The following is an 11,424-nucleotide window of genomic DNA, read 5'->3' on the forward strand; positions in this document are numbered from 1 at the left end:
ATCTACAAAAAAATATTTTAAAATTGCGACAGCAACCTTTGATAATAGACAAAAATATAGAATTTTATCGAAAATATCTGAATTTTCCATTGAAGTATCAATATGGGGAGTGGATAATAAAAATGTAGGCATATATTCATAATCTTGAGAATCTCGGGGGATACAATGGTAGAGTTTATAAAAGATTTGATCCTGCATTTTTCAATTATATTGTCACTCGGTTTCATGTATAACTTTCTATGGATGCAGAAGCGTTCTGTATATAAGAAACAAGTCTTTAAAATGGCTATTTTAGCGGCGTTATTGATGACAATGGCTTTGCCTGTAAGATTCCATGGCGGCATGGAATTCGACTTAAAGTTGATTCCTGTCTTTATTGCCTTTTTTTATCTAAGCAGAGCTGATAGCTTTTTGCTTGTGGCTGTCCTGCTGTTATTGCAAGGATTTGTGGAAGTTGACAAGCTCTCCGTCACGGCCGTCAATTATGTGGTCATATTAATACTATTTTTTTCGATTGAAAAAGTATATAAAAATACAACGGTTAACAGAAAAATCGCGCTCAGCCTTTTTGTTTATGGCCTGGTCACATCGACAAGACTTATGGCAATGATTAACGCTGGCAAAGCAGAGGACTATCTATATTTGCTTGTATTTTCACTCGTCTCTTTCATGGCGCTATCGGTAACCATTTATATCATTGAAATGACCAACTTACAGCGGAAAATGATGCATGAGCTTCATAAGGCTGAGAAATTTTCAGCCATCAGCCAGCTAGCAGCATCGGTTGCCCATGAAATCCGCAATCCAATGACCACCATCAGAGGCTTCATGCAGGTTCTTCAGGGAGAAAGGAATTTGAATGATAACCAGAATCTCTTCATCACGATTTCCCTTCAGGAGCTTGACCGTACCCAAACAATCATTGATAACTTCCTATCTTTGGCGAAGCCAAATACAGGCAGCATGGCAAAAGTGGACCTAAGTGAACTTTTAAAAGAAACAATTGCTTTCATGAGATCATATTCTCATCTCGCCAATACAGAATTGGTAGAGGCGATTGATAAGAACCTTTCCGTCAAAGGGGATGCCCATGAAATCAGACAGGTTTTCATCAACATCCTGAAAAACGGCATTGAAGCAATGCCTTCGGGCGGAAGCATCTACATCATCGCCAAGGTCGAAAAAGATCATATAAGAATCCAATTCCGGGATGAGGGCAGCGGCATGAATAAAGAGCAGATCGATAGGCTCGGTCACCCTTATTATTCAACGAAGGAAAAAGGAACAGGACTCGGAATGATGATTTCCTTTGATATTATCCAAAAGATGAGAGGAAGAATCAATGTCGAAAGTGAAGAAGGAAAAGGCACCACCTTTACGATTCTGCTGCCATGTGAGTAATTGAATACGTTTCCGATTGTTGAAGAGCTTTATCGGACAAACAGGGTGGCTAAAAGGAGATAAGTGTCAGATACAAGAGCCTCTCAAGACAAACAGATGCTAGAAAAAGAGATTGTATTTGAAAGGGAAGGCGGCTGACGTTCTTCTTTTTTTATAGAGGGTAGAATTCATAGCTTAATCCGGAGGGGGCATAAATCCAGCGTTTGTCGGAGTTGAGCAGTCGCCTCTGCATTTCTTGTTGTCTAGCTACGGCTCCTAACTCCTCGAGACGCTTCGCTCCTGCCAATGAAGTCAAAGACCGACTTCACTGTCAGGCCCTCCAGCGCTTGTCGGAGTTAAGCAGTCGCCTCCGCTTTTCTTGTTGGAAGTTATTTTTAGTGTGTCGAAATACAATCTTAAGCTATAATAATTTTTGAAAGATTTTTAATATTGTTTTTACTGGGAAGGGGAAGTACACCATGGCTGATTTTAATAATTATTTTTTAATGAATGCTGATGAGGTCATTTCATATGTAAAAGAAAAGACCGATTTTTTTGATAAAGATGCTGAATTGAGCTGTACCGAAATTGGGGATGGCAATTTGAATTACGTTTTCAGGGTGATTGAAGAGCAATCGGGAAAGTCATTGATTGTTAAACAGGCTGGTGATACTGCGAGGATTTCCGATGAGTTCAAGCTTTCTACTAATCGGATCAGGATTGAGTCCAATGTGCTCAAGCTTGAGGGTGAGCTAGCATCAGGTTTGGTCCCTGATGTATACCTGTTTGATGGTGTGATGAATTGCTGCGTGATGGAAGATCTTTCTGACCATACAATCCTCCGTACTGCGCTTAATGAAGGCCGTATTTTTCCGAAGCTTGCGGATGACCTGACAACTTTCATGGTCAATACGCTTCTGCTTACTTCTGATGTTGTCATGGAGCATAAAGCGAAGAAGGCACTTGTCCAGGATTATATCAACCCTGAATTATGCGAAATTTCCGAGGACCTCGTATACTCTGAACCTTTCACGGATCATAACAACCGAAATGACCTGTTCCCGGCTAATAAGGAATGGATAGAAGAAAATATATATGGTGATGACAAATTACGCTTTGAAGCTGCGAAGCTGAAATTCGCTTTCATGACCAATGCCCAGGCGCTTGTGCATGGTGATTTGCATTCAGGTTCTGTTTTTGTAAAAGAAGATTCTACAAAAGTGATCGATCCTGAATTCGCGTTTTACGGACCGATGGGCTATGACGTTGGAAACGTAGTTGCTAACCTGATGTTCGCCTGGTCGCGGGCGCATGTTACAAACGCTGATGAGAATTATGTTTCCTGGCTTGAGGAAACGATTAAAGATACGGTAAATCTTTTTGCGGATAAATTCCTGGCATGCTGGAAGGAAAATGCCACTGATATCATGGCAATGGAGCAGGGCTTCGAACGCTGGTATCTGGATTCTGTTCTTCAGGATACTGCATCGGTAACTGGCATGGAAATGATTCGCCGTATTGCCGGCCTGGCGAAGGTTAAGGATATGACGACAATTTCTGATAGCGAGCAACGCGTTACGGCAGAGAGAATTTGCCTGTCAGCAGCGAAGCAGTTTGTTTTGAATTCAGGAAGCTACAAAACAGGCGACCAATTTTTAAAAGTATTAAAGAATTCAGCTTCAAGCCATAATATGCGATAATAGGACGTTCCCTATCCAGATTTTTAGAGAAAGAGAGGCGCATTATATGTTGCTTCTGGAAGAACGGATGAAAGTCGTAGAATACGGCAAGAAAATCATGACAAGCGGCCTGACAAAAGGCACGGGTGGAAATATAAGCATCTTCAATCGAGAAAAGCAGCTGGTTGCCATAAGTCCGAGCGGGATCGATTATTTCGAAACGAGACCTGAAGATGTAGTGATCATTAATTTGGATGGCGAAATCGTCGATGGCAGCAAAAAGCCGTCGAGCGAGCTTGATATGCATTTGATTTTTTACCAGCGTCGCGATGATCTTAATGCGCTTGTCCACACCCACTCGCCATATGCCAAAACGATTGCGACACTTGGCTGGGACATTCCGCCAATCACATATTTGGTGGCGTTTGCCGGTATGAATGTAAGGTGTGCTCCTTATGCAACATTTGGAACGAAGGAGCTTGCCGAAAAGGCTTTTGAAGGCATGGTGGATAGAAGGGCTGTGCTGTTGGCTAACCACGGTATGATTGCCGGCGCCCATAACATCGAAACAGCATTTACAGTCGCTGAAGAAATAGAGTTCAGCGCCCAGATTTATTATCAGGCGAAAGCGATCGGTGAACCAACCGAGCTTTCTGATGAAGAAATGGTACGCTTATCGAAGAAATTCGAGAGTTACGGCCAAAGATGACCCTCTTTTTGAGAGGGTTTTTCTTTTTAGCAGGGAAATTTTGATTATCTTAAAATACGGAAAAATATAAAACCCAATCGTTTCATCCTTTAATCTATATTTCAGAAAAGTGAATCACAAAATCTCTAGATTATGCTATGATTATATAAAGAAAAAAATGGACTTAATGGATAGTTTTACTAGAGGGGGACAGGCTGGCTATGAGAGCAAGGACAAGGAAGAGTGAACCTTTTTCATTTGATAAACTGAAGGATTTTTTCACTACTGTGATTCTGCATCTTAGTTTTTATGCCTTCATCGTGTTTCTCGTGGTTTTTTTCATTGATAATTTTAGTTAGTACATAAAAACACAGCTGCCTTGGTTGGCAGCTGTGTTTTGTTTACTAAGGATTCATCGGATTATTATCGTTGTGTGGATCCATAGGGTTATTGTTTCCGTGCTGGTTCGGATTGTTCATGCTTGGGCCAGTACCCGGGTTTGGATTCTGGTTCAGGTTATTCAGGTCTGGCGGTGTTGCCGGGTTCGGATTGACCGGGTTGTTCTTTTTCATTTTCTGCTGTTGAACCGCCTCTTTATCAATGCTGGTTTTTTCAATTTTATCATCGAATTTGGCAAGGTATTTCGATGCGAAGTTCTTGCCGCCTAGACCAAATGCCAGTCCGAACGCTAGCGCCAATCCGCCGAGTGTCAGGATGAATGCTGCGTTCACGATTGCTGGTGCTACTCCAAGCTGGTCAAGGGCCATGAACACAGCAATTGTGATGATCGCATATTTTGCGACAGTTGCCAGCACATTTGAAGAATCACCCTGTAGTATGCTGCTGAATACTTTCTTGGCAAGACCGCCGAGCCATAGGCCGACACCAAGAATGACAATCGCTGCGATAACATGTGGCAGATAAGCAATTACGCCCCTTGCCAGGTCGACGAAGAAATCAAGGTTTACTACGTTCAATGCCTCGGCTACAAATAGCAGGACAACGATGACCTGGACGATATAGCCGACAATTTCCGATAAGCTTATTGAGTTAGGACGCTTTGCTGCGCCACCTACACTTACCCCTTTAAAATAAGAGTCGAAACCAATTCTTCTTAATAAGTCAGTTGTGAAGTTCTTCAGCCATTTTCCAAGCCACAGGCCAATCATGACAAGAATGATTGCCACAACGATATTTGGAATCATCGTCAGGATGTCATTCAGCATCGCGATGGCTGGTTCAGAGATTCCCTCCACATCAAGGCGCTCTAGAGCAGCGATGACCGTCGGGATCAAGATCAATACGAAAGCAATTGTGCCAATTACTCGTGAAAGGCTCGTGCCTTCAAATAAACGGGATAGTCCGAAACGCTGGACTAGTTTTTCCGTGCCTATGCTTTGTAAAAAGTTCGTCAGGATATCACGGACGATTTTAGCGACAAAGTAACCGACTAAAAGAATCAGCGCTGCTGCAAAAAGCTTAGGAATGAACGAAAGGATTCCCTCGATCATGTTTTCAAAAGGCTCTGAAACACCATGCAGGTTCAATGCGGACAATACGGCCGGCAACGCCATTAGCAATACTAGATAGAAGACCATGTTCGCCACAGTATCTACAGCGTTCGTTGTTTGCTGGTTGTCGTCCGTAAGCTTATACCTGCTTAATTTTTCGTGGACACCGAGTGTCTTGCCGCCTTTCTGGATCAGGAATTTCAAGCCTGAAGCAATCAGCCAGGCAAATAATAGAATCAATCCTGCTTTCAAGATGTTAGGAATCGCTGCGGCAATCGTTGAGAACATTCCGACGAGCGGCTCCGTCAATACATATAAATCTAAGATATTCAGGAACATGATGAAGACAAATACTAGAATCAAAATATAGACAATCTTACTGATGATTTTCTCGGCTGAGTACTTGTTATTGTTTACGTTTGAAAAAAGCTTGTTATCAAGGCTTGTTTTCTGCAGTCCCTTGTAAACTGCTTTTTCGATTAGTTTTGCGATAAGCCATCCGACAAGAAGGACTGCCAGCGCGATCAGCACATTTGGCAGTTTGCCAAGAATGCTTTCCCAGCCATTGTAAAAATTATTGTTCAAACTTCTCACTCCTTATTTGAATTGGACTTTCAAAGCGGGCTGCGAGATACGTATGGATAAGTCCAAGAACTTGTGCAGCCCTAAGCAAGTAAAAATCCTTAGTTAGCTAGCAAGCATACTTTAATCTACCCGGTTATTGTCTATGTAAACAAGGTAGAGAACATCGGCTTAAGGAGATGTTGAGTTTTTAAACTATAGAGATAAAGAAAGAGTAGAGGGAATGGTTGTTCAGATTGAAGTGGAATCAATTCAAGAGGGTCAATAAACAAGAAAAAGCCGGGCAATCAGCCCGGTTTTTTCTTGTTATGCTTTTTTCGATCTCTTTAAATATGCATAAATCAAATACCCAGCAATGACGACGACTCCAAGGACGATTGTCAGCATCGCGAAGTTTTCTTCGATGAATGGCATGGCTTTGTCGCCTAGTGCGACGATGATGGCTGCTTCAAGGAAGAAGCGCAAGCCGCGGCCTATGATTGACCAGATAATGAGCGTCGGAATCTTGACGTTGGAGATTCCGGAAAAAATCGTGAAGACTTTATATGGGATAGGTGTAAAGCCGGCAATCAGGATGGCCATTGCACCGTATTTTTCGAAATAGCGTTCGACCAGGACAATTTTCTCTTCCTTTATAAAATATCGGAGGATTGGACGGCCGACTTTTTTACCGATATACCAGCCTAGCAAGGCACCGAGTACAGAACCTGCTGTTGTGATGAAGGCATACCAGAGTGCTTTGTCAGGATTGGCAATACCCATTGGGATCATCAAAACATCGGGAGGAATCGGGAAAAAGGAAGATTCCAGGAAAGACACGAAGAATAATCCCCAAGAACCAAATTCAAGCAGCCATTCTTCAATCGCGTGGATCCATTCAGACATGAAGCAGTATCTCCTTTGAATTAAATTATAGTAGAGGCCAATTCAGCCTAATAAGAAGTATACCATTATTAATTCAGCTAGAGCCAACTATTTCAGTAATGGGAGATTAACTGCGGAATTTCATGGTTACTTTTATCGGTAGCCATATGTTAAAGAAAGGTCACCCATTCTGTAAATGTAGGTTAAAAGTGGTAATCTAATTAAAGAACGGTTTTAAAAGAGGGAGTTGTCTATGGAATACATACTTTATTTGCTGCTGGGCGGCTTGATCAGTGTCCTGTCTGGATTTTTCGGGGTGGGCGGCGGCTTTATCCTTACGCCTATTTTACTGTTAATAGGCTTTTCGCCGCTTGAGGCAATCACGACAAGTTTGTTTTTCACAATGGGTACATCCATTTCGGGTATTACAGCGCATATCCGCCTGAAAAATATCCTCTGGAAAGAGGGGGTGATCATGGGGGCAAGCGGTATTGTTGCGACGCAGCTGGCAAGGCCGCTTGTGTATGCTCTTGAAGCGCGGGGCTTGGATGAAGTCGTCATTCCATTCCTCTATATTATACTGCTGTTTTATTTTGCGGTAAAAATGATTCGCCAGGGCAAAAAGACAGAAGACAATAATCCTGCCCCAACTTCTTTTTCAATGCCAAAGCTATTGGCCGTTGGTTTTGTTGGTGGCTTTGTCTCGGCAACGCTAGGGGTGGGCGGCGGGTTCATCATCGTTCCGCTTATCATTACATCGCTAGGCTTCAATCCGAAAAAGGCAGTCGGCACAAGTTTATTTGCTGTACTGCTGATCGTTTCAGCAGGGTTCATCTCCTATGCGGTCAATACGGATATCGATTACTTCATTGGTCTGATGCTGGTTGCTGGTACGCTTGTCGGCTCCCAATTCGGCGCGAGAATGACTGGTTATTTTGAAAATAAGGAAATGAACGCCATGCTTGGCCTGCTTTATCTTGCGACGCTGGCAGGGGCCTTGCTAAAGTTGTTTGACCTGAATAAAACGGGACTCTGGATCATGGGCATTTTTATACTGTATTTCTTCGCGAGATCAATCCTAAAAATAAAGACAAACAGGATATTGAAAAAAGGCTGAGCATCTCAGCCTTTTTTCTATTTAAGCCTCTGATAAGAAAGGGTGCTTCACAAAACGAGGAAACTCCAGTCCGGCTCCCTTTTTTACAAATAATGCTCCATCTCTTTTAAACGGAACGCACTGATATTGGAGGTTACTGTCATCTGGTGTGAAGTGGAATTCGATTTTATCTATGTCTCCAAGGCAATCAATTATGTTCTTTATATTGACAGGCGCAGTGCTGATTATATCGTACAGCTGGACTGCCCCGTTTTCCTTCGTAAAAATAACGACTGCGTCTTCTTCTGCATGATAGTAGAGATGGTCGGTGAAAATATTCAGGATATGGTACATTGTAATCCCGAACGAATTATTGGTCGAAAAGGTTTTTGAAATCGGTACTCTCCCGTACACTATTTTTTCAATAAGGTGCAGGTCATCTGCCAACTTAAGTTTCCTCAAATCAAATCCGCCCTGGCCAGCAGATATCCTTGTGGAATATTGATACTCCTCCAATTCTTCAAAACCGAACTTCGGATAAAAGTCGAGCACACTGGCATTCGCGAACAAGTACATAAAATCATACTTTCCTTCGTACATATCCAAAACATGGTTCATCAGACTTGCTGACAGGCCCTTGTTCCGGTATTCAAGATGGGTCATGACGGTGCCAATCTGCAGGGCTTTAAAGCTTTTTCCTTCAATAATAAAATCGAGCTCGTTGACCGATACATTAGCTACGATCCGGTCGCCATCTGCATAGGAGAACGGAATGTATCGCTCTCCCCAATATCCAAGTTCATGCCAGCTTTCAAAATCAATTCCGAAAATATCAAAGGCCAGCTGCATGAAGCTTTTTCTCAAAGTTTCATTTCCATGGTAATGGCTTACTAGCTTCATATATCAAAACTCCTGTCTTTCGATGCAAACATATAGGTTTTATGATGGAACCTGATTCCGTAAATCAACCCCATCGCGAGCATATTGCCCATAAGCGAGCTGCCGCCGTAGCTGATGAATGGCAGCGGGATCCCGGTAATCGGCAGCAGCTGGATCGTCATCCCGATATTCTGGAAGACGTGGAAGGTAATCATGCTGATGACGCCGGCACTGATATAGGTATTAAAAGGGTCATTCGTATCCAGTGCGGTTTTAGTTAAATGGTAGATTAACAGGAAGTACAGGCTGATGACGAAGCTGCCGCCTACAAAGCCAAATTCTTCGCCAATTACACTGAAAATGAAGTCAGTATGGCTTTCGGGTATATAGACTTCGCTGCCGTTCAAGCCTTTTCCAGTCAGCATTCCGGAACCTATTGCACTGAGCGATTTTAATAGATGGTATCCATATTCGGGGTAGCTATCAGGGTCAAGCCACGCATAAATACGCCCGAACTGATATGTTTTTACACCCAAGTATTCTTTAAGGATTTCCGGCTTCCAGATGACGAGATACAATATACCGGTTCCAAGTGCCGCACCTCCGCCGTAGAGCGGAAGGATGATTTTCCAGGTGATACCTGAAACAAGGATGATTCCGGTGAAAATCGCCAGCACGACGAGAGAGGTTCCCAGGTCAGGCTGCAGCATAATCATTCCAAGTGGCAATGCGGTTATGAAGCCAAGCTTAATGAAAAGCAGGAAGTCAGTTTGAAGTGACTTTATTGTATGTTTTTTATGGTGGGCATAGATCGTGCTGCTAAGGGCAAGAATCAGAAAGACTTTCATGAATTCCGAAGGCTGGATGGAACCGAATGGCTCGATGAAAAACCAGCTTTTGGCGCCATTCCTTTCCTCAGCTATGCTGGCAGGAGCGAAAAACAGGAAGACGAGCAGGAAGACTCCAAAACCGTACAAATACCAGCTGAGCTTGCGGTACTGTTCGCTGTCGAACATCATCACAACTCCAATGATCCCCGACCCAACGACATACCAAAAGATTTGCTTGTATAAAAAGTTCTGTCCAACATATTGGCCTGTTCTCTGGGCGCTGTATATCGCGAAGCAGCTTGTCAGAAAAAACAACAATAAAAGGAGCGTCAATGTCCAATCAAACCTATCAAATTTTTTAATATGCTTTTCCATTTGCTACACCCTGTCCGAATCGTTTTTACAATTTTATGCTAGCAGAGTTGAATTATCCTTACAATCCCTACTTAGGGAACATTTTCCTGTATAAAAAATAGACGAATGAAAAGGTGGAATAGTTTCTTTGTGGATAGGGATTCTTATGCCGGGTAAGACCGATAATAATTGTGGTTTTGAAGAGTCAGAATAAGATATTTTCACTGGTTTTTGTTAGAATGAAAGGAGCGTTATTTGTACGGATTCAGAATGTCGCTGGCAACTTTGCAGCTGAGAATTTTTCCGGGAGGTTTTGCCCTTTGAAAAAGAACCATCCTTATAGCAGGGATTTACTATATGTCCATCTGAACGAGCGGGACCAATACGTGCTCTCGCATGGCATGGAATTCCATGAGTTCGCAAGGTCATTGTCTGATTCACTTAACCATTTGCTGCTGTTGAAGCATCAATATGAGGATGGTGAATTCAACAGACATACCCTATTTGAGTATGTACCTGAAGACGGAGTTGAAAAGTTGGTCGCCGCCAATGTCCATGCATACGGAGATTTTTGCTGGATTGATTTTGAGGAAGTGGAAGCACTTAATGTGCTTTCGGCACAGGAGATTGCCGAGATCCTTTATCTCGGGCACATCAAGCACCATTTGAAGCTGCCATTCTACAACCAGCTCAATAATCGTTTTGTTTACCTTTCTCATGAGGATGGGTGGTTTAACAAAATATATTACCGCAACTTCAATGATTTTTTCCGGATGCTCGGGACTGTTCTTTCTGGCAAGCTCGGGGAAATGAAGCCTGAAAAAACACTGCTGGGGATCAGGAAAAAGAAGTCCTATCCAGCCGTCAGCAAGGAAATTCTGAAGTCATTGACACTGGCGTTGAAGGAAGGAGCGGTTTTTTCGTTGAAAAACATCCAGCAAAACCGCAACAGAATTGAAATTCCAATCTGGATCATCGGGGACTTTGCCAACATGGATGACATGCATGATGAATATAAAGAAGCAAGCCGCAGCAATCCGGATGGCAGGCTTGTCTTTGATAAAAAGGTGAAAGAATGGAGTCTGCTTGCCAAATAAAGCTGTTTTCGTAAAGATTGTTGTTAAAATCCTAAAGCCGATTTTAACGTGATAAAAGTCATTTTGTAAGTCGGTACTAAGTTTGCAAGCTCTTTTCTCATAATAAGCGTTAATTTTGTAAAGAAACTTAGGTAATACAATCCTATTTTGTAGTCAATAGCAACAAAGTATGAGAAAAGAGCCCCCAATAAAGTCGAAAAAGCAAAAACTTTGGAGCAATTTTTGGCAAATCGTGTATAATTGAATTTAGCGGAAAAATACATATCGAAATGAACGGGTGTCTTTTAAAAAAGACTTAATAGGGAAGTTGGTGAAAATCCAACGCGGTCCCGCCACTGTAAATGGGAGCAAGCTGCAACGGCCACTGTACAAATGTATGGGAAGGCGCAGCGAGCATTGACCATGAGCCAGGAGACCTGCCTGTACATTGCACCAGCAAACCTACGAGGATAGGGAGGTGCCGA

The 11,424-nt window shown here is 42.6% G+C and carries 9 protein-coding genes and 1 riboswitch; of the genes, 5 read left to right on the forward strand and 4 right to left on the reverse strand.

The window, feature by feature from the left end:
* Nucleotides 1–165 precede the first annotated feature (165 nt).
* From DYI25_RS21655 to DYI25_RS21665, 3 genes are all read left to right on the forward strand, one after another.
* Complete coding sequence (locus DYI25_RS21655) at nucleotides 166–1,401, forward strand: ATP-binding protein (RefSeq protein WP_213372795.1); 1,236 nt, start codon at nucleotides 166–168, stop codon at nucleotides 1,399–1,401.
* Nucleotides 1,402–1,859: 458 nt separating this feature from the next.
* A complete protein-coding gene (gene mtnK / locus DYI25_RS21660; protein ID WP_213372797.1) occupies nucleotides 1,860–3,080 on the forward strand; it encodes an S-methyl-5-thioribose kinase in 1,221 nt (406 codons plus the stop codon).
* Between the two features lie 46 nt (nucleotides 3,081–3,126).
* Entirely contained in the window at nucleotides 3,127–3,768 is a 642-nt protein-coding gene (locus tag DYI25_RS21665) for an L-fuculose-phosphate aldolase (RefSeq protein WP_213372799.1), read from the forward strand.
* A 383-nt stretch (nucleotides 3,769–4,151) separates the two neighbouring features.
* Here DYI25_RS21665 and DYI25_RS21670 read toward each other — a convergent pair whose 3' ends face one another.
* Together DYI25_RS21670 and DYI25_RS21675 are read right to left on the reverse strand one after the other, a co-directional pair.
* Nucleotides 4,152–5,843 carry a mechanosensitive ion channel gene (locus DYI25_RS21670; RefSeq protein WP_213372801.1) on the reverse strand — a complete coding sequence of 564 codons (1,692 nt, stop codon included), beginning with the start codon at nucleotides 5,841–5,843 and terminating at the stop codon, nucleotides 4,152–4,154.
* A gap of 303 nt (nucleotides 5,844–6,146) precedes the next feature.
* Nucleotides 6,147–6,725 carry a YqaA family protein gene (locus tag DYI25_RS21675; RefSeq protein WP_213372804.1) on the reverse strand — a complete coding sequence of 193 codons (579 nt, stop codon included), beginning with the start codon at nucleotides 6,723–6,725 and terminating at the stop codon, nucleotides 6,147–6,149.
* A 232-nt stretch (nucleotides 6,726–6,957) separates the two neighbouring features.
* On the opposite strand from DYI25_RS21675, the gene DYI25_RS21680 reads away from it, so the two are divergent.
* Nucleotides 6,958–7,821 carry a sulfite exporter TauE/SafE family protein gene (locus DYI25_RS21680; RefSeq protein WP_213372806.1) on the forward strand — a complete coding sequence of 288 codons (864 nt, stop codon included), beginning with the start codon at nucleotides 6,958–6,960 and terminating at the stop codon, nucleotides 7,819–7,821.
* A 21-nt stretch (nucleotides 7,822–7,842) separates the two neighbouring features.
* Here DYI25_RS21680 and DYI25_RS21685 read toward each other — a convergent pair whose 3' ends face one another.
* On the reverse strand, nucleotides 7,843–8,700 hold the full coding sequence (locus DYI25_RS21685) for a GNAT family N-acetyltransferase (RefSeq protein ID WP_213372808.1): 858 nt from the start codon (nucleotides 8,698–8,700) through the stop codon (nucleotides 7,843–7,845).
* Entirely contained in the window at nucleotides 8,697–9,884 is a 1,188-nt protein-coding gene (locus DYI25_RS21690; RefSeq protein WP_213372810.1) for an FtsW/RodA/SpoVE family cell cycle protein, read from the reverse strand. Before DYI25_RS21690 ends, DYI25_RS21685 begins: the two co-directional genes overlap by 4 nt.
* Nucleotides 9,885–10,183: 299 nt before the next feature.
* Here DYI25_RS21690 and DYI25_RS21695 point away from each other — a divergent pair, with 299 nt between their 5' ends.
* Nucleotides 10,184–10,960 (forward strand): hypothetical protein, encoded by a 777-nt coding sequence (locus tag DYI25_RS21695; RefSeq protein WP_213372811.1) that lies wholly within the window; start codon nucleotides 10,184–10,186, stop codon nucleotides 10,958–10,960.
* 258 nt (nucleotides 10,961–11,218) lie between these two features.
* A riboswitch (cobalamin riboswitch) is annotated at nucleotides 11,219–11,398 on the forward strand.
* The last annotated feature ends 26 nt before the right edge of the window (nucleotides 11,399–11,424 follow it).

This window comes from Mesobacillus boroniphilus (assembly GCF_018424685.1).
In the GTDB taxonomy this organism is placed as follows: Bacteria; Bacillota; Bacilli; order Bacillales; family Cytobacillaceae; genus Mesobacillus; species Mesobacillus boroniphilus_A.